Origin of the sequence: Halalkalibacter akibai JCM 9157 (assembly GCF_000513135.1) — a bacterium.
GTDB classification, from domain to species: Bacteria; Bacillota; Bacilli; order Bacillales; family Bacillaceae_D; genus Halalkalibacter; species Halalkalibacter akibai.
The window spans coordinates 1-19,319 of the sequence record NZ_BAUV01000029.1; the positions used below are offsets into that span (position 1 = coordinate 1).

19 protein-coding genes and 2 pseudogenes are annotated in these 19,319 nt (G+C 35.9%); 12 read left to right on the forward strand and 9 right to left on the reverse strand.

Annotation, left to right across the window (positions count from 1 at the left end; translation table 11 throughout):
- Positions 1 to 150: 150 nt before the first annotated feature.
- Complete coding sequence (locus JCM9157_RS14895; RefSeq protein WP_035665883.1) at positions 151 to 330, forward strand: hypothetical protein; 180 nt, start codon at positions 151 to 153, stop codon at positions 328 to 330.
- 87 nt (positions 331 to 417) lie between these two features.
- Here the strand turns inward: JCM9157_RS14895 and JCM9157_RS14900 are convergent, their stop codons facing one another.
- The 6 genes from JCM9157_RS14900 to JCM9157_RS14915 all read right to left on the reverse strand — a co-directional run bounded on the left by JCM9157_RS14900 (position 418) and on the right by JCM9157_RS14915 (position 4,467).
- Positions 418 to 1,269, reverse strand: a complete 852-nt coding sequence (locus JCM9157_RS14900) for a glycosyltransferase family 2 protein (protein ID WP_081734200.1) — start codon at positions 1,267 to 1,269, stop codon at positions 418 to 420.
- On the reverse strand, positions 1,158 to 1,442 hold the full coding sequence (locus tag JCM9157_RS23510) for a glycosyltransferase family 2 protein (protein ID WP_052013177.1): 285 nt from the start codon (positions 1,440 to 1,442) through the stop codon (positions 1,158 to 1,160). Before JCM9157_RS23510 ends, JCM9157_RS14900 begins: the two co-directional genes overlap by 112 nt.
- Before the next feature lie 322 nt (positions 1,443 to 1,764).
- Positions 1,765 to 1,923 (reverse strand): hypothetical protein, encoded by a 159-nt coding sequence (locus JCM9157_RS24695; protein ID WP_156321500.1) that lies wholly within the window; start codon positions 1,921 to 1,923, stop codon positions 1,765 to 1,767.
- Between the two features lie 136 nt (positions 1,924 to 2,059).
- Complete coding sequence (gene yxiS, locus JCM9157_RS14905) at positions 2,060 to 2,368, reverse strand: protein YxiS (RefSeq protein WP_035665885.1); 309 nt, start codon at positions 2,366 to 2,368, stop codon at positions 2,060 to 2,062.
- Positions 2,308 to 3,069: a hypothetical protein gene (locus JCM9157_RS14910; RefSeq protein ID WP_035665887.1), complete on the reverse strand. Its 762-nt coding sequence runs from the start codon at positions 3,067 to 3,069 to the stop codon at positions 2,308 to 2,310. The genes yxiS and JCM9157_RS14910 overlap by 61 nt, the downstream gene beginning before the upstream one ends.
- A gap of 15 nt (positions 3,070 to 3,084) precedes the next feature.
- Positions 3,085 to 4,467, reverse strand: a complete 1,383-nt coding sequence (locus JCM9157_RS14915) for a hypothetical protein (protein ID WP_052013178.1) — start codon at positions 4,465 to 4,467, stop codon at positions 3,085 to 3,087.
- 164 nt (positions 4,468 to 4,631) lie between these two features.
- Here JCM9157_RS14915 and JCM9157_RS14920 point away from each other — a divergent pair, with 164 nt between their 5' ends.
- Positions 4,632 to 5,201, forward strand: coding sequence for a nitroreductase family protein (locus JCM9157_RS14920; RefSeq protein ID WP_035665892.1), 570 nt, complete (start codon positions 4,632 to 4,634; stop codon positions 5,199 to 5,201).
- 50 nt (positions 5,202 to 5,251) lie between these two features.
- Here the strand turns inward: JCM9157_RS14920 and JCM9157_RS14925 are convergent, their stop codons facing one another.
- On the reverse strand, positions 5,252 to 5,896 hold the full coding sequence (locus JCM9157_RS14925) for a M50 family metallopeptidase (RefSeq protein WP_035665895.1): 645 nt from the start codon (positions 5,894 to 5,896) through the stop codon (positions 5,252 to 5,254).
- A gap of 128 nt (positions 5,897 to 6,024) precedes the next feature.
- Here JCM9157_RS14925 and JCM9157_RS14930 point away from each other — a divergent pair, with 128 nt between their 5' ends.
- The 7 genes and pseudogenes from JCM9157_RS14930 to JCM9157_RS25440 all read left to right on the forward strand — a co-directional run bounded on the left by JCM9157_RS14930 (position 6,025) and on the right by JCM9157_RS25440 (position 14,169).
- Entirely contained in the window at positions 6,025 to 7,314 is a 1,290-nt protein-coding gene (locus tag JCM9157_RS14930; RefSeq protein ID WP_035665897.1) for a LysM peptidoglycan-binding domain-containing protein, read from the forward strand.
- A gap of 154 nt (positions 7,315 to 7,468) precedes the next feature.
- Positions 7,469 to 8,914, forward strand: a complete 1,446-nt coding sequence (gene cls / locus JCM9157_RS14935; protein ID WP_035665900.1) for a cardiolipin synthase — start codon at positions 7,469 to 7,471, stop codon at positions 8,912 to 8,914.
- Between the two features lie 35 nt (positions 8,915 to 8,949).
- Positions 8,950 to 10,353, forward strand: coding sequence for a sigma-54 interaction domain-containing protein (locus JCM9157_RS14940; protein ID WP_035665901.1), 1,404 nt, complete (start codon positions 8,950 to 8,952; stop codon positions 10,351 to 10,353).
- 16 nt (positions 10,354 to 10,369) lie between these two features.
- Positions 10,370 to 11,227 carry a putative beta-lysine N-acetyltransferase gene (gene ablB, locus JCM9157_RS14945; protein WP_035665904.1) on the forward strand — a complete coding sequence of 286 codons (858 nt, stop codon included), beginning with the start codon at positions 10,370 to 10,372 and terminating at the stop codon, positions 11,225 to 11,227.
- A gap of 280 nt (positions 11,228 to 11,507) precedes the next feature.
- Positions 11,508 to 12,512: pseudogene (locus tag JCM9157_RS14950) on the forward strand (KamA family radical SAM protein); the annotation flags it as partial.
- A 90-nt stretch (positions 12,513 to 12,602) separates the two neighbouring features.
- Positions 12,603 to 13,322, forward strand: a complete 720-nt coding sequence (locus tag JCM9157_RS25435; protein WP_235715026.1) for a recombinase family protein — start codon at positions 12,603 to 12,605, stop codon at positions 13,320 to 13,322.
- Positions 13,323 to 13,368: 46 nt separating this feature from the next.
- Entirely contained in the window at positions 13,369 to 14,169 is an 801-nt protein-coding gene (locus JCM9157_RS25440; protein WP_235715027.1) for a recombinase zinc ribbon domain-containing protein, read from the forward strand.
- A 23-nt stretch (positions 14,170 to 14,192) separates the two neighbouring features.
- Here the strand turns inward: JCM9157_RS25440 and JCM9157_RS14960 are convergent, their stop codons facing one another.
- On the reverse strand, positions 14,193 to 14,435 hold the full coding sequence (locus tag JCM9157_RS14960) for a LexA family protein (protein WP_052013179.1): 243 nt from the start codon (positions 14,433 to 14,435) through the stop codon (positions 14,193 to 14,195).
- Between the two features lie 341 nt (positions 14,436 to 14,776).
- On the opposite strand from JCM9157_RS14960, the gene JCM9157_RS14965 reads away from it, so the two are divergent.
- The 3 genes from JCM9157_RS14965 to JCM9157_RS14975 all read left to right on the forward strand — a co-directional run bounded on the left by JCM9157_RS14965 (position 14,777) and on the right by JCM9157_RS14975 (position 17,415).
- Positions 14,777 to 16,216 (forward strand): aminotransferase-like domain-containing protein, encoded by a 1,440-nt coding sequence (locus JCM9157_RS14965; RefSeq protein WP_035665906.1) that lies wholly within the window; start codon positions 14,777 to 14,779, stop codon positions 16,214 to 16,216.
- A gap of 426 nt (positions 16,217 to 16,642) precedes the next feature.
- Positions 16,643 to 16,831 (forward strand): hypothetical protein, encoded by a 189-nt coding sequence (locus JCM9157_RS14970; protein WP_035665908.1) that lies wholly within the window; start codon positions 16,643 to 16,645, stop codon positions 16,829 to 16,831.
- A 50-nt stretch (positions 16,832 to 16,881) separates the two neighbouring features.
- On the forward strand, positions 16,882 to 17,415 hold the full coding sequence (locus JCM9157_RS14975) for an MEDS domain-containing protein (protein ID WP_035665910.1): 534 nt from the start codon (positions 16,882 to 16,884) through the stop codon (positions 17,413 to 17,415).
- A gap of 241 nt (positions 17,416 to 17,656) precedes the next feature.
- Here the strand turns inward: JCM9157_RS14975 and JCM9157_RS14980 are convergent.
- Positions 17,657 to 19,205 (reverse strand): annotated as a pseudogene (locus JCM9157_RS14980) (IS3 family transposase).
- Between the last annotated feature and the right edge of the window lie 114 nt (positions 19,206 to 19,319).

The following is a 19,319-nucleotide window of genomic DNA, read 5'->3' on the forward strand; positions in this document are numbered from 1 at the left end:
TTTTTTGTGTGTAAGACAATTACGAATAAACATTAGTACCACTCCATCCTAAATGTTCGTATCTTTCTATATAATTATAAATAAATATTGGAAGAAATAGTATGATAAGTTTCATTGATTTGTTATATTTTTTATGAGGGGGCCAAAAAGATGTCAGCTGAGCGAGTATTAATTCTGATCGGTTTTTTCTTCGTTAACGGTATGTTGATAGGCAGCTTATTTACAGGCAGGGATTATATTATTGAAGTGATCCTATTTTCTTTATTACTCAATGTACTTTTTATAGGTTTGTTATTTTTCTCGAGAAAAAGATCGCTTCAGAATAGTTAACGATGAAAACAAAGCAGCTTAATAAAAGGCTAGATAGTAAGTTGAGTCCTACACCTATCTAGCCTTCTTTATGAGGAAGAGTTATCCCTATTGATAATAAAATTCTTTTGCTAATGATTTCCATTCTTGATTCATATTCTTATATTTTTTCTTTTTTCCTTTCTTTTTTAATTTATCAAGTGACCTTAAATGATCCTTGTAAAGAGCAATGTTGTCATATGCAGGACAAAAAGAGAAAAGATTTAATTCAGGATCGGAAAACCCAAATTTTTCAAACATATATTTTAAGTTTTCATTATTTCCATCGGCTTCCGATTGTGCTTTTGGATGCTCCTGGTGATACCCCACTCTTTCGCGCATGCTAACAAAAGAAACGCCTTCAAGATGAAGACGGTATCCTAGTTCCCAATCTTCAAGTCCATATTTCTTAAAACGCTCATCAAACCAGCCAACCTTATCTAGATTTCTCCTCTTAACCGATACGCATCTTGTTACAAACAATAACCAGGGTGCATAAGTGGTTTCTTCATATTCTTTAATCGTTCTCTCATCCACTTTTTCCTGAAAAATGAAATCTTCAATCTTATTAAAATCCTCAGTTAATTGCTTTGGGGTTAATAGTGTTTTGATTTGGCTCTCATCACCCCAGTATTCATTTTTCCATAAGCCTTTATCATAAAGAGTGTGGTATAAAAGACTTCTTTGTTCTAGCGTAAATTGAGGATAATATTGTGTGAAGACCATGTTCCACGAGTTTGGTATACCCGAAACAACGGAATCCGGATGCTTCGTATGATACTTTTCTAAAATTTTTAAAAAAGTGGGGATCACAATAAAGTCAGCATCACAGAAAATAATAAATTGACCTTTTGATTTTGCAATTCCTTGATTTCTAGCGTAAGATCTCCCTCCCTTTTTCCTGTTGAGATATAAAGCAATCGGTAGGATGCTTGGAATTGATCAATTGCTTCTCGGGTTTGATCATCTGAACCATCGTCTACTACAATGACTTCAAATTGATCATGGTCGAACGATTGTAAGTTAAAAGCTGTCAAAGTCATTATTAATTGTTCAGCCCGATTATGAGTTGGTATAACGATACTAAATTTCATTTAAGATTAGACCCCTCCAATATAATAGACAAGGCCACTGAAAAACCCCTTGAAAGTTGACTCAAGGAAGCAGCAATGGCTCTACACGTTGCGCGCCTGCTATGAAAAACTACTCATAGCAAGCTTAGCTTAAGAGCTTGCAACGGTTCCTCTCATTGCTTAGAATCCACTGAGAAAAGGTGAAAAACACACCTTTTTCAGTGGCCTTATAATAGACTAATGATTCTTTTTATACAGTATGCAAGGCCTATTATATTTGAATGAGTATTTGTCCATTAAAATCGAGGATTCTCTTATGGATATGGAGTATTTGAATTTAAAGTTATATTAAAAAAGACAAGGCAATGATGAAGATGGATGCTTGAAATAAAAGGTCTAATAGGTTATTAGTCCATCTTCTATTCAGCATTTGTATGAATACATAACCAGAGCGAATAACAATAATAACTAACGCAATCTTAATTAATAGTGTAGGGATCATTTTATTATCCTCCTCCATTAAGGTAATTTATTGTATGTTGTCTTTAACTTGGCTTATTCCGAAATACAGAATAATAAAAAGAGGATGGTTCAAAGAGGTTCTTCGTTAACCTTTTGAAACATCCTTTAGTATATTTTTATTTGTTTTTTATTTCTCGATTTTTTACTAATTCAGTTACGACGAACGCCAAATCTTCATTGCCGAATAATGATAAAACCCCTAGTAATGTTTCGTCTGCAATATGTTCAGATTCATTTTTGGATACAGTTAAATCAAGTGCATATGTTAGTGCTTTGTTGGCTGATTGATGAGGATACGCTTGATTGTATAGTTCAACTGGGTCTAGGTCATTATTGATACACCATTGTGCAAATACTAAAATCATCATCTCCTCATCTTTCTGATAATTAGCGATGATTTGTTGTTCCATTTCTTTTTTATCCATTTTATTCTCCTATCTTCTGACATTAATTTTGTTAGTTGTTTGAAAAAAGCTTCGTTATATTTGGTGATAACATGCATTCTTGCTTTTTGAAGGGGAATCTGTGTTTTACATGAACGAGATCTACACTGCACCTCTAGTTGATCAACATTAACTAAATATTTTCTTCGTTTCTTACAAGTCGGACAAGTCGCACTTATTAATTGTACAGAAGCGCCTTTTGCAAATTCGCCTTCGGTTACGTCTTTTGTTTCTTTTGTAAGTTCTTGAAACAAAAGAGCATTTGTAGCTGCTTGACTAGTACGTTTCACGAGTGTATCTAGGGTTAAGATCGGTTTAGGATTTCGTACAGGTCGTTTCTTTACAATTATTTTATCAAATTCGTCTATTTCTAGTAGCCCATATCCATTCGGGACTTCTTCCGTAGCTAGAAGTCCAGGTGGAGTCATGATGTAAGCATAATGGGCGATGTGGTGATATCCATAATTAGCATGAAGTACTTCATCACGAAGAAAGTCAGCACGGGTAGCTTTGACCTCAATAATTCTTGCTTCTTTACGCTTGATGTTAATGCCGAGGGCATCTGCTTTTAGTCGTTTACGCCGAACAAATAACTTCACTTCGTTAGCGCATAAATCTGTCATTTTCTCTTTTAACCAGTATAGTGATTGTTTCTTAAGGTGTTTGTGAATATGACTTTCCATTGATACAGTTCCTTCCTATAGCCATCCAATTAAGTGAAATCCGTATAAAATTGCTGGTAGTATGATAGCTAATAAACAAACGAATATAATATTCTGTTTTACGATAACTTTTGTCGACTGTTCCATAAGTTTTGAAGCCATAAGTACTTGACCAGAAAACGGTGATAGTTGTGTCGAGACGGTCCAAGATACAAGTAAGATTAAAGCTAAATACTCCGGGCTCACTCCGAATAAATCAGGTGTTAAAGAACTACCTATACCAATAACAATAATGACCGGATGAATTCCCACCTGAGCTAAAATGGTAGCAAGCACAACAAGTAATAAGCTTAGTAAGTAAATTGAGCCGAACGAAGATTGAAATAAAAATAAAGATAACATGGTTCCAACTTCAGTTTGAGACATGGCTAATCCTAAAAAACCAGCACTAATAAAAACTGCTAGCTCATTTTTCAATCGAGTAAACGAATTCAATACTTGTTCAGTGACATCCTGGACAAATGAAGTGAGAATTCCTGTTACGGTTGCCCAGAGGAAAGGTAACATGATAGCCAACAATGATACAATAGTTAACATTTTTACAGTTAACATTATATCTAGTATAAAAGATAATCCAACTAGAGCAACAGTAAATAGTAAAAAAGGCTTTAGTGACATGCTAAAATCACTATTTTCCGGTCTATATTCTTTTTGCTCCTTGATTTGATCGTCAGGGAATGAAATGTACTTAAACATACACGCAGAAATGATCAAATAAACAAGTGCTAATACTAAACCAAATCCACTTATATCAAACCAAGAAACATTGAATAGTACTAATACTAAACCGACATTGACAAAATATGGTGACCATAGCATTGAAACCGCAAAACCACGCATAATCATTAAGGTTATTTTTTTGTCTTGGTAAGTTGAAAAACTCTCCTCAATGATCCGTTTTACAATTGCCATTGAACCAAAATTTAATAATATTCCGATGGTTGCAGTTAAAGCGAAGCTGAATGAATATGGATGCTGACCAATCGACCGATGTCTCTTCTGGACAAACTGTTTTAGAGCAGTTAAATAGCCAGCAGTTGACATGAATGTACCAATAAGTGGAATAAGAAGAAACAAAGAGAGTAAGTTGATATTTTCGCCAAAGCCTAATACAGCCGTTAAGAAACTAGCATTCTCATAATTAAGACAGATAAACCCAATGATTAGAAGGATTAGAATAATAACACGATTAATCGTCGTTAAAAAAAAGAAGGCACAAACGAGCAGAATAGCAGCCAACAAACTATATATGATTTGAAGTGTTAAACTAGGAATAAACAACTCAATTAAGTATAAAACAGTTGTTAAGTAACAAATAACACCTAAAATTTTAGTGAACATTTTAATCGTCTCGGTCATCTCCTTTGACCTTGAATTTAAACAATGGTTACATTTTACTGTGAATATTAAGGTAGAGTAAAGGAAAATAACTTCTTATTTGTCTAGAAAGCACAGAAGTAGGCAGACTTACATAGAATAAAAGCAGAATCGAACTCTAGTAATCTATGAGGGGAGTTATCAAGTTGGAGCTGTATGAGGCATTATTATCTAGGAGAAGTATTGGAATTGTCAAAGAAGACCCAGTACGAAAAGAAATAATTGAAAGAATATTGCAGGTTGGAACATTTGCCCCTAATCATTTTAGAACTGAACCATGGAGATTCTTTGTTTTAGAAGGAGATGCGCGTAAGAGGTTAGGTGATGTCTTTGAAGAAATAACTACTCTGGAATTAGAGGATATCACGACTGAGGAGAGCAAAAAGAAACTTGAAAAAGTAAAACAGAACCCATTAAGAGCTCCAGTTATTATTGCGGTTGCAGTTGAGCCTCAATTAAAAAAGAATGTTATTGAAATAGAAGAATATGCTTCTGTACACGCAGCCGTGCAAAATATGTTACTTGCGGCTCACGACCTTGGGTTAGGAGCTATTTGGAGAACGGGTGCTCTATGCTATCACGAGAAAACAAAAGAGTTCTTTCACTTATCTAGCAATAGTCAACTTGTTGGTTTTATTTACATCGGATACCCGAGCAAAAACCTTCCAAAAGCTAAAAAGACATCCTTTGAACATAAAACTACCTGGCTTAATTAACATAATTCCCCCTCGGACCTTGTAAATGGGTAAGGGGGATGCATAGAAAATCAAATAAAAAACAATATGACATAGTAAGTGGCAGCAAAAGATTGAATTAAAAAGACGGCTCCCCAGACAAAGCTAGGAATAAAGGTTAACTTTTGTAATACGTTTGCATCATTTGATTGATTCGTGGAAGAGAGACTCAAAAAGCAAATAATGAAAGATGATATCATCGATTGAATTAAAATAATACTTGATAATATATAAGTAATCATCTCTTTAATGAAAGACAATTGATAGTAAATCAAAAAGGCAGATGCAATAACATAACCTAGCAACCAGCTTAGACCGAATGCATTGCGGACCCATAAAAGTAAATTAATAAGGGCTAAAGCAAAAAAAAGATAAAATAAAATTAACACGTGGCCATTGGCGATTAAATAAAATGCTAATAATGCGAATAGAGAAGAGAATGTATAGCCAGCGTAAGCAACGATAATAGAGCTAAACCTAGATCTAGAGCCCGTCGTAGCTATACCATCCGTGGTTGAATACAAGGAAATGGAATAGACTTTTCCGCTCGTTGCTAATGCTGCAAGTGCGTGCCCTGTTTCATGAATTAATGTGTGGATAGTACCAAAAAAAGATCGTACATAAGGAATGAAAGAGATAATAATGGCTATAGCAAGATATTTATACATAAACTCCATTTGACAACCTCCTAACACCATCATATCCACTTTCATGAAATGTTACTACCTCGAACCTTTTAGAATAGGACAAATTAAATATTCATACAGTGAAGGGAATAAAGTTTCACATGAAATGAGGGGATCGTTTGCAAATCCATATTGTTCAATCTGGAGACTCTCTTTGGAACATAGCGCATACTTATCAGTCATCTGTTGCAAACATCATTCAAGCTAACGACATACCAGATCCGAATAGACTCGTTGTCGGTCAGGCTCTGGTTATTCCAATATGGGGTGAATTTTACTGGGTTCAACCCGGGGATAGCTTATGGGCTATTGGACAAAGATATGAAATAAACTATTTAACTTTAGCTGAAATTAATCAAATTGATGCTAATCAACCGTTGCGTGTTGGCCTTAGAATATACATTCCTCCAAGACAAAGAAGAAGGGCTGAAACGAACGCCTATATAGAACCTAGAGGAACGACTGTCAGTCAATCATTGCTTAATGAAGCGAGAGCTGTTGGACCTTTCCTAACCTATTTAGCGCCTTTTAGCTATGAGGCTAGAAGGGATGGTTCATTACAGGCACAACCATTAACGGGGATTCCGGAAGTTGCACAAGCTAGTGGTGCTTCCCTTATGATGGTGGTGACCAACTTAGAAGGAGGGCAATTCAGCGGAGACCTTGGCAGAGATATACTTCAAAGTACTGCCGTACAAGAGCTATTGTTAAACAACATTATCGCAGAAACGCGGAGAGTCGGGCGCTTCACAGATGTTCATTTTGATTTTGAATTTCTTCCGGGTGATCAACGACAAGCTTATAATGCGTTTTTAAGACGGGCAGTAGAGAGACTAAGAGCGGAGGGTCTGTTGATCTCAAGTGCTCTCGCACCAAAAACTAGAGCGGATCAACCTGGTCAGTGGTATGAAGCGCACGATTACCGAGCGCATGGAGAAATTGTGGATTTTGTTGTTCTAATGACATATGAATGGGGGTATTCTGGTGGGCCTCCGATGGCCGTTTCACCAATAGGTCCAGTTGAGCAAGTGATTCAATATGCACTCACAGAGATGCCCGCTTCTAAGATTATGATGGGACAAAATTTATATGGATATGATTGGACTTTGCCCTTTGTTCCGGGCGGTCAGTATGCAAGAGCGGTTAGTCCGCAATTAGCTATTGAAATTGCAAGGGATTATAATGTTTCAATTCAATATGATCAACAGGCACAAGCTCCACACTTTGATTATGTAGATGAACAAGGCAGGTCTCACAAAGTATGGTTTGAGGATGCAAGGTCTATTCAGGCCAAATTTGATTTAATTAAAAGGCTAGGACTTCGTGGAGTGAGTTATTGGAAGCTCGGTTTGCCATTCCCACAAAATTGGCTGTTAATTCAAGAGAATTTCGAAGTAATAAAAAGATAAGCGAGAATGAGGCTGATGAAAAAGAGCTACCATGATTAATGGTGTAAATAGCTTCTTTTACGATCAGCCTTTTTTTGTGAACATTTGTCAATAAACGGAAACGTGTTATCCTAGTCATAGATGTAAAACAGTCTAAAAGTGGAGGATTTATAAAATGAGCATTACGACAGTCATCATATCCATTGTTTTTATTTTAAATACAGCACTAATTTTAACGATTATTTTTCTTGAAAGACGAAATGTAAATTCAATTTGGACTTGGGCACTGGTTTTGACTCTTCTTCCAGTTGTTGGCTTTCTCTTGTATATTATTTTCGGCCGTAATTTAAGTAGATCTAAATTATTTAGGTGGGATAAAGAAAGTTATGAACTAGTCAAAAAGGTAGTATCGAATCAAATAAACCAATTAAATGATCACTCATACAAGATGGAAGACCCTGTTATTTCGAAGTATAGAGATTTTATTTTAATGAATCTTAGCCATAGCGCTTCATTATTAACAGAAAATAATCAAGTAACGGTTTATACAAAAGGAGCAGACAAGTTTGATTCTTTACTTTCTGACATTAAACAGGCCAAATCCCACATACATATCTTATATTACATTATTCGTGATGATGAATTAGGAAATAAAATTGCTGATGCATTAGCTAGTAAAGCCAAAGAAGGGGTTGAAGTCCGACTTTTATATGATGACCTAGGTTCAAGAAGGCTTAGTAAAACATTCATTGAAAAGGTTAAATCAGCTGGTGGAGAAATAGAAGCTTTCTTCCCTTCAAGAATCCCATTTATTAATCTGACCCTTAACTTTAGGAACCATCGCAAACTAGTAGTGATAGATGGCGAAACAGGTTATATTGGTGGGTTTAATGTAGGTGATGAGTACTTAGGTTTGAACCAACGTTTTGGTTATTGGCGAGATACTCATTTGAAAATTAAAGGAGAAGCAGTAAATCATATACAAACGCGATTTATTCAAGATTGGAACCAAGCGTCTAAGAAAGAAATAACCATTAAAGAATATCTATATCCCTTCACCAAGCAATACGGGAAATTTGGTATCCAAATTGTATCAAGTGGTCCCGACTCTCAACTAGAACAAATAAAAAAAGCTTATATTAAGATGATATTAAAGGCAAAAAAGTATGTTTACATTCAAACTCCTTATTTTATTCCTGATGAAAGTTTATTAGATGCATTAAAGATTGCTTGTTTTTCTGGGTTGGATGTCCGGATCATGATACCTAACAAACCTGATCACCCATTTGTTTACTGGGCTACTTATTCAAACATTGGAGAACTGTTGAAAATTGGTGCAAAAATCTATATTTATGATAATGGTTTTTTACATTGTAAAACGATCGTAGCTGATGATGAAATTGCTTCTATTGGAACAGCTAACATTGATGTACGTAGCTTTAGGCTTAATTTTGAAGTGAACGCATTTCTTTATTCAAGCAAAGACGTTAAGCCATTAACTGAAATATTTCATGAAGATATGAAACATTCGCGAGAGCTTACTAAAGAGGACTATAACAAACGTTCTTTAAAAATTCGCTTTAAAGAATCGGTCTCAAGATTGTTATCACCCATTTTGTAGAAGGTATATCCACTTTGTTTTGTAAGGGGGATGTTATGTTCTTTAAGCCTTTTGAAACGAAGCCGATGCTAGAAGCAATCCTAGGATCTATAGATGAAGCTATCCACGTTATTAACGCCGAAGGAATAACTATTTATTATAATCTGGTTGCCGCGAAGAATGACGGAATAGAAATAGAAGATGTATTAGGGAAACACGTGTTAGATGTGTTTCCTTCATTAAATAAACATTCAAGCACGCTTTTAAAGGTAATCGAAAATGGGAAGCCGATTTATCAACAATCTCAGTCTTACCAAAACATAAAAGGTCAATTGATTGAAACTGTAAATACTACGCTACCGATTCGAGTGGGTTCAAACATCATTGGGGCTGTTGAAATTGCAAAAGATCTTACAACAATCAAAAACCTTTCTCATAGTCTCCTTGATTTACAAGAAAAAGTGAATCTTCAAAGAACAAAGCCCGTTAAAATGACGGGGGCTAAATACGACTTTGATGATATCGTGACACAATCTCATTCAATGAAAAAAATAAAAGAGTTGGCTAGAAAAGCAGCTCGTACATCTTCTCCCATTATGATTTACGGGGAAACTGGCACTGGAAAGGAACTACTCATTCAATCTATCCACAATTCGTCTGGTCGTCGAAATGAACCTTTCATAGCTCAGAATTGTGCAACTCTACCTACTTCTTTACTAGAGAGTACGTTATTTGGAACGAAAAAAGGCAGTTTTACAGGCTCACTCGATCGACCAGGCTTATTTGAGTTAGCGCATAGAGGGACATTATTTCTAGACGAGATAAATTCAATGTCAGTTGATTTTCAATCAAAACTACTACGTGTACTTGAAGATGGAATCATAAACAGAGTGGGTGGTATTGATTCATATTTAGTAGACGTGAGAGTCATAGTTGCTATGAATGAACATCCGCTAACATGTATTGAGAAACAACAACTAAGAACAGATCTATATTATCGCTTGAACGTCATTTTCATTGAAATACCACCACTTAGAAATAGAAAAGAAGATATCCCAGTATTAATTAAGCATTTTATTAAGAGATTTAACTATAAATTTGAGAAGTTAGTAACTGAAATAGAAGAAGAAGCAGTTCAGGTTCTATTAGATTATAATTGGCCTGGAAATATAAGAGAATTAGAACATGCGGTTGAGTACGCAATGAATATGGTAGATCAAGATATAATTACGCTGGATTTGTTGCCTCATTATCTTCGTGATAAAAACGAGAAAAAATCTATTAACCCTCGCACATTCACTTCGTTAAGGGAAACTGTAGAGAAAACGGAGAAGCATTTAATTACGAAAAGTTTACTTCAGACCGATTTTAATATTCTACATGCTGCCAAATTACTAAATATACCTAGACAAACACTTCAATATAAAATGAAAAAATATCAAATAAGTAATGCAGAGTAAGAAAGGAGTGTAATATATGCTTCCTAGATCCGAAACAAAAACGATATCCACCTCGCAATTTTGTGTTCAACTATATTTAGATTATTTCAACAAACGATTAAAGGTTACTAACTATAGTGGATGTCTGGATAAAATGCTTGTAAATATACAAGATCTAATTGATGATAAACGGTTCACAAAAATTATTATTCATAGCAAACAAAAAGATATAATAAAATTCTTATCTGAAGGTTATTCTTTTGAAGCTATATTTAGTGGTTTTTTCAATGGGAGTGATAACTATGTGTTAGCTTTTTATAAGACTAACGAACGTAGAAGTAGTGTCAACTGGGTAAAAGAAGATCAGATTATAAAAGATGTTGTTTCTAAGGGACGTGACTACCAGTTATCTGCAGTACCATCCGCTTACCATTTTAGACGAGCGAATGTAAGAGATGCTAGACAGCTAGCTGAATTATATGCAAAAGTGTTTGATGTTTATCCTACTCCTATGAATGACTGGAATTATGTTTCAAAAGTATTAGAAGGCGATACTATTTTCTTTATTGTGGAAACAGAACATAAAATAGTAAGTGCAGCTTCAGCAGATATTGATCGGGAATTTGGAAATGCTGAGTTAACAGATTGTGCTACTTTACCTGAACATAGAAAATACGGCTTAATCAAAAGGTTATTAATTCGGTTAGAAGATGAGTTAAGGCAGGAGCATATTTACAATGCGTATTCAATTGCAAGAGCGTTATCATTCGGGATGAATGCCGCTTTCTATCAATTGAATTATTCTTACAGAGGAAGATTAATAAACAATTGTTACATTTATGATAAGCTTGAAGATATGAATGTCTGGGTAAAGGATTTGTCGAAGTCGACGTGATGCCTAATATTCAGCAGTTCCTGCTGGGATTTTGGCACGTATTAACCGATTTGTATATACGTTTAGGAAAGAACTGCCCAATAATAGGCAGTTCTTTCGTTTATCTTATGGAAAGCTGTTTTCGTAAAGACTGTTGCTCTTGAAAATGGTTTTTGCCTCCACGTGGAAAACGAGGCTGTAGTGGAATAAGACGATCATGATCATAAATTGTTTTTAAGCAAAATGAAAATGGCACGGAAATTGCATTGTCTTTTTCAAGCAGGTTAAAGGAGGTTCTAACATGAAAATGGATTTATATAAACCAAACAGACATTGGAAGGATATTGAATTATGGAAAGATGTTACTGAGGAACAGTGGAATGATTGGATATGGCAACTAACCAATACGATTCGGACGTTAGAGGATTTGAAAAAGGTTATTAATTTAACTCCAGAGGAAGAGGAAGGGGTTCTAATATCAACCAAAACAATTCCTTTAAATATTACACCTTATTATGCTTCACTCATGAATCCAAATGATCCAAGATGTCCAATTAGAATGCAATCAGTTCCTATTGGAAAAGAAATCCATAAAACAAAATATGATATGGAAGATCCCCTTGAGGAAGACGAAGATTCTCCTGTTCCAGGACTAACGCATCGTTATCCAGATCGCGTATTGTTTTTGGTTACAAACCAATGTTCCATGTATTGTCGTTATTGTACCCGTCGTCGTTTTTCCGGACAAATTGGAATGGGGGTACCAAAAAAACAATTAGACGCCGCTATTAATTATATTAGGATGACACCGAAAGTTCGAGACGTTCTCCTTTCTGGAGGTGACGGATTATTAATTAATGACAAGATACTTGAATATATATTAAAGAACCTTCGAGAAATACCACATGTTGAAATTATAAGAATTGGCACGAGAGCCCCTGTTGTTTTTCCGCAGCGGATCACTGAAAACCTATGCAATATATTGAAAAAGTATCATCCCGTTTGGTTAAATACTCACTTTAATACTTCGATTGAAATCACAGAGGAATCAAAAAAAGCTTGTGAGATGTTAGTGAATTCAGGTGTACCTGTTGGAAATCAAGCGGTTATTTTAGCTGGTATCAATGACAGTTTAGCGATTATGAAGAAGCTAAATTTAGATCTTGTGAAAATTAGAGTCCGTCCATATTACATTTATCAATGCGACTTGTCTGAGGGAATCGGTCATTTCCGTGCTCCTATTTCAAAAGGGTTGGAAATTATCGAAGGGTTACGTGGTCATACGTCTGGTTATAGCGTACCTACATCATTTCTTATTAAGAGTAAAACCTTCAACTGCTATTCTATTACTAAATTAACGATGTAACCTCTGAAATAGAAAGGAATTGATGGTCGAATGTCAGCTTCTTCAAAGGATATCCGACACGTTGCGATGTATCTTCGTATTTCACAAGAAAAAAAGTCTGAAAATTTCGAAACCCTCGCAAATCACCGAAATCTTCTTAAAGAGTTTGCTACAAATAATGGTTACACGTTTGAAACATTTGAAGAAGTTCTATCAGGAGGAGCCTCCGAACTTGGCCAAAGACCCCAATTGCAGAAGTTATTAAATGAGGTTGAAAAATTCGATGCGATCTTAGTTGTTGAATTATCTCGTCTATCAAGAAATGGGCTAATCTCTGAAACAGTTCTCCAATATTGTAAGGACTATGATAAGCCAATTATCACCCCAGATAAAGTATACGACTTGGCCAATAGTGATAATGATGTTCTCACGTTTCGATTTGGGTCCCTAATTGCATCACAGGAACATGCCTTAATTGGAAAGCGCTCGAAATACAATAAAATACAAATGGCTAGAGCTGGTTTACATATTTCAGGCAGCATTCCTTTTGGTTACGTGCGAAGTTCAACAACGAAAAAACTAGAAATCAATGAAGAGGAAGCTAAAACCGTCCGATATATTTACAGCCTTCATACGCAAGGATTAGGCAGTTTTAGAATTAGAGACATCTTAAATATGGAAGGTTATAAATCTGCTACAGGAAAACACTTTAATTTGCCATCTATTAAACGCATTCTTAGAAATCCCGTTTATAAGATGGACCGTTTTTAACGATAGGAAGAAAGTAAAAAAGAATGGTAAATTTGTTCATGAAATTATGGAGACAATTATATGTAAAGATGCTCATCCTGCAATTGTAAGTGAGAGAGTTTGGGATGTAGCGAATAAAGATAGAGAAGAAAGAGCAGAAAAGTCAGTAATTTCTCGTGAAAAGCCGGCAGTGAAAACAGGTGTAACCATGTTAAAGGATTTAATTTATTGTTCAGAATGCGGAAAGAAGATGACGATTCGAAAAGATAATAAATTAAAAATGCATACCATTAAGAAGTGTGAGTATTTAAAAGAGTCTGGTGAAAAATGCATTAACGCCGGTATCAAGCTTGAACATGTAGAGAGGAATGTCATGTTGCATCTTCGGCAGTACAAAGTAGAATTAAAGCAATTTTTAGAAACATTAGATGATGGGGCAGGCTCTATGTTAGAAGCAGATCAAAAGCAAAGATTGATTAGACTAGAAAATGAAATTAAACAAGTGGAAGAGCAAAATAAAAATCTCATTGAACTGGCCTTAACAGGGATTTTTACACATGATGAATTAAAAGAAAAAAAACAGGGATTAACGCAAAAACTAGTATATCTTGAGAAACAGCATGAAAATCTTCTCTATGACATGAATAATATGTCGGTGGAAGATAAGCAGATTCAAATTGAAGGAACTCTCTCAAAAATTGAAACTATCGAAATTAAAAACAACCCTGAGATATTAAATCATACGTTGAAAACAATGATCAAAAAAATTTATTATTCCCGTGTTATCCCAAAAGAACTTTTAGTAAGATCTACAAGATGTGAGGAGCGAAAGAACTATCCATTTGAGCTCATGATAGAATATTTTTAAAATCATAAAGGTACAGGTTATGCTTACATTGGAGTAAACATAACCTGTACGACTTTACCATAAATACGTGCATTTCCTTCTTGGACCAACATCGGTCCACATTTGGTGTTGTCTGGATAAAGAACCACATCACTATTATTAGATTTCTTGACGCGCATTAGAGTATCATCTTCTCCTTCGATGCCTACAACTGCAATCTCTCCAGATTCTATCTCGGTTTGTTTCTGTACGAGTACACGGTCGCCCTTGCATAGATGACGGATCATGAAGCTAGCACTTAAAGCCATTTCTGTTCGATACCAAATGTAACTAGGCTTCAACTGGAGGTTCGTATGAATTATATAAGAGGAATCAATGCCTTTATATGATCAGCAGGAGACGAATCCGTTAAGCTCATCTGGGATTGCTCTATTGGGTATGCCCTTATGCACATACGCAATAAAGCAGGATGGCCAATAGTTTTTGCCGTGGCTGAACTTGGTTAAAAAAACAAAATATGGACACAGTTGACGAAAAGGCTTGTCTAAAGTAAATGTTATTCTTAATTTATTAAAGGGATCAAAATGAATAAGATACTTTTAATAAAAATGAACAAGGGTGATAAAAAATGGACTGGAAACCAGATAGAAATGATAAAAAACCAATATATAAACAAATAGTTGAGTATATTGACCAAGGGATTTCCTCAGGCTTGTTTCCAGCAGACAGTCTATTACCTTCGGAACGTATTCTAGCAAAAGAATTAGGTGTAAATCGTAGTACGGTTGTGTCAGCTTATGAGGAGCTACAGGCCCTTGGAATCGTTGAACGTAAAAAGGGTAGTGGCACTAGGGTTAGTACAGATATATGGGGGGGATCCCATAAGCGTGTACCGAATTGGGGCCGCTATGTAGAAGATGGTTCGTTCTTACCAAATCTTCCGTTAGTCCAGAAAATACGTACAGAAATTCAAAATAATAACTTAGTGAACTTAGCAAGTGGGGAATTATCAGCTGATATGATGCCGACAGAGGCTTTCCAGAATATATTTTCAAGTCAACCCTTTTTAGAGAGCCTTGGTTACGACCATCCCCTGGGGAACAAAGCTCTTAGGCATACTATAGTATCTCATATAAGAGAATATAAAAAGATTGACACTGACGCATCATCAATTCTTATTACATCGGGTGCACAGCAGGCTCTACATTTAATAGTAGAGTGTTTACTTAAACCAGGTGATGCTGTTGCAATTGAGGATCCATCTTACTGTTATTCTCTCCCTTTATTCCAATCAGCTGGATTACGAACTTTTCTTCTGCCAGTTGATAAACAAGGTGCTAATCCTGAAGATTTATTGGCATTGCATAAAAAACATCGTATTCGAATGGTTTTTTTAAATCCAGATTATCAAAATCCTACAGGGTCTGTTATGAGTATTTCAAGACGTAAGAAATTTCTCGAATTATCAACGGAATTAGGTATCCCTATTATTGAGGATGATCCGTATAGCCTTACTTCATATAACGGTGAAGTGAATCCTACTCTTAAATCCTTGGATACAAACGGAAATGTTTTATACGTCAGTTCTTTATCTAAGATTGTTGCATCAGGACTTCGAATTGGTTGGATTATAGGACCACCACAGGTTATCCAACGCCTTGCAGATGCAAAACAGCAAGTCGATTTTGGTCATAGTATTTTCCCTCAATGGATCGCAAATGAATTTTTAGGATCTGAATATATTCATTCACATATAAAATTGATTCGTACACAACTAAAACTTCGAAGAGATGAGATTGTATTAAGTTTAGAAGAGATCATGGGGAATCAAATTGAATATTTGAATCCTGCAGGAGGAATTCATTTATGGTGTAAAATTGATCCGTCGATAAATAAACACAAATTACTTGAAGAATCGATTAGGAATGGAGTGGCTTTCGTCCCTGGAGCCATTTTAGGTTCCCAAAAAGGTTATGTCCGCTTTACTTTCGGACGAGGGGAAATAGGTTTAATCCGTCAAGGAGTTATAAGATTCGCTGAAGCATATTGTACGGTTAAGAAGGACTAATATACACAAAGAGTTAAATGAAAATAAATATGGAATATGTGTCAAAAATAACTATATTTAGAAAGATATATATAAAGTTGTGAAACTAGAGGTTTTTAGAACGCTGGAATTATTTTAATTCTAGCGTTTTATTATGTGGTGATGCTAATGCTCTTTTACATGTGACAAGTAAAGGTAGAAACAATACGACTGAATGAGCCTGCAAGACATTTACCTAGAGGTATAGTTTCGGAAGCCTCTCCGATGATATCGATTAAAAAAGTGATGAATAAAAAACGATAATAAATAACGTTATTAAAACAAATTTTGTTACACGTTACAAAAATGAAAAAGTGGATGAGGAAATTAGTTGCGAAGTGGATGGTCTCAACTTTACAAATAGTAGGTAAACTTAAGTGTCATAACAAAGACTTACAGGGAGGAAATATGACTTATTTAATCATTCTAGTGGCAATTGTTTGTCTTGTGGCACTAGTCATTACATTATCACTTACAAAAGCAGAAGACACAAATTACAGTAGCGACCGTAGTATTAATAATCAACTAATTATGTATATTATACTAATTCCAGTTATTGCTCTTCTTTTAGTTCTTGGTTGGGTGTTTTTATTCTAATTAACTAGAACGTTATAGTAGAAATTTAAATAGAATTAGGAGAAGGTAGCATGAATGAATTTCAAACAATTAGTCATTTGACAAATGATCCTTCTTTTGTAAAAAAAGGCTCTCATATTCTCTATATGTATAATGAGCTTGATAAATATATAGAAAATACTGTTCAATTTATCTATGAAGGTTTAAAACAAGGTTCAATTATATTGTTAATTGAATCAGTAGAAATATTTAGAAGAATTAAGGATCGGCTACTAATGATAGGTGTTGAGGATGACGATTCTAATAAAGTGAAATTCTTTACAACAGATGAGTTCTATTTTAATGGTGAAGAGTTTGATGTTAAAAAAGCTGGATCAATCCTAATAGAAAAATTCCAGCCATATTTAGACAAAGGGTATGCAATTCGGACTTGGGGAAAAGTCCCGTTACCAGATCAAGGCTCTGGATTAAAGCAAATTATAACTTACGAATGTGAGTGTGAAGATTTTATTTTTAATAAAAACATTACCTCTGTTTGTAGCTATCATGATTTATCTACACCTGCATGTTTACAAAATGAACTATTAAAAACACATACACATTGATGACAGTTGATCTGTATTGTTTGTCCCCCTTTTATAATCAAAAGAATCATCAAGCTCCTTCAGATGCGGTGTTTGTCAATATAGTTGTCGTATTTAGTTACTTTAGTGATTCAAAAAATGTCTTCAATCCCCGAGTTCAGTCAAGGCTACCGCGCTGCGCTTGCTGGCCTAGTGATTTGAATCGAAAGAAAACCACGTTTTCGATTCAAATCACTAGGGACATGGGAATAGTAAGATTTTCTCAATGCTTTTGCCCCTCATCTCGCATTGGATTGAGCGCAACTTGTCCCTTTGGTGTCCAATTCCCTTGCGCTTCGTGCCCAACGCTCTGGATGCTTTGCCTTTGCTACTTCGTATACATCTTTTCGCTTTTCTAATATGGCAACGTGTTCTCCTGTATGATACTGTACAGGCGTCACAAAATTCAGCCCGCTATGCAGGTGAACCTCGTTGTACCAATGGACAAATTGCTGTGCCCATTGTCTCGCTTCCTCGAGTGATGCAAAACCTTTATGTGGAAAGTCTGGTCGGTATTTTAGTGTCCGAAACATCGCTTCTGAGTAAGGATTATCATTACTCACACGTAGTCTTGAAAAGGAGCTCTGGATGCCTAATTTCTCTAGTAAACTCAAGAAAGTCTCTGCTTTCATCGGGCTCCCATTATCTGAATGCAACACAAGCGGGCCCCTTGGATTTTCTCATTGATCACAGCTCTTTTCACAAGGGTTTCCGCATGTTTTGCCTCTTCTGTTTCCCAAACTTCCCAACCAACTGCCTTTCTACTAAATAAATCGAGAATTAAATAAAGCCGATAATAGAGACCTTTTACAGGCCCGCCAAGCCAAGTGATATCCCATGTCCATACCTGGTTTGGCAATCGTGCCAGGTGACTCTCAGGAATTCTTCGTTCTGGCTTTTGACTACGACCACGGTGATGTTGCATTTTTTCTTCACGTAACACCCGATAAAATGTGGATTCTGATGCAATGTACGTTCCTTTGTCCGCAAGCTTTGGAACAATTTGTGTAGGGGGCAAATCGGCGTATTCTTCCTGTTTGACAACCGTCAATATTTCCTCTTTTTCTTCCTCAGATATCTTATTTTTCGGAACGGGTCTTTTCGCAAGTGGACGCTGATCGACCTTCACATCACCGTCTGCCACCCACCGCTCGTATGTTCGAATGCTGATATGAAGTTCCTCGCAAGCCTTCGCTAATCGAGCACCGTTTTGATTGGCTTCTTGGATGAGTTCGACAGCTAATGTGCGATTTGACGGGCTAATCATTCTTCCTCGTCGTCCCCCCAAATCGCTTGGGCCTTTTTTCGCAAAAGTAATAACGCCGCCGCTTCTGCTAGTGCTTTTCTTTCTTTTGTAAATCTTTTTCTAATTGTTTGGCGCGCTTCTGTTCTTCCTTTAATGCACCATTCAACTGTTTGGCTTGGTCAAATGCCTGACCATTTGCCTTAAGGCATACACTCTTCCACGCTTCAATCTGTTCACGATACAAACCTTTCTTTCGACAATACTCCACTAAGTCGACCTCATTCATGGCGAACGTCTCCATCACGATTAAAAACTTATCTTGGCTACTCCATTTATGACTTGTCTGCCCATTCCCTGGTGTGGCTACTCCAGCTGCACGAGCCTCCTTACGCCACTTGTACAACGTCACTTCTGTGATGTTTTCTTCTTTGGCAATTTGTTTCACTGATTCATTATTTGGTGGCATCATGCGCTTCACAATGGCTTCTTTTTGTTCCTTTGAATACCGTACTCTATTTCCTGTCATATCGATCGACCTCCGTGTTATTTACTTAAGTATAACACTAAAGCATCCTACGACATTTATCCTAACAGAGGGGGGATGAAAAAGTAGAAAAACTTAAAAGAATCGAAAGAGAAA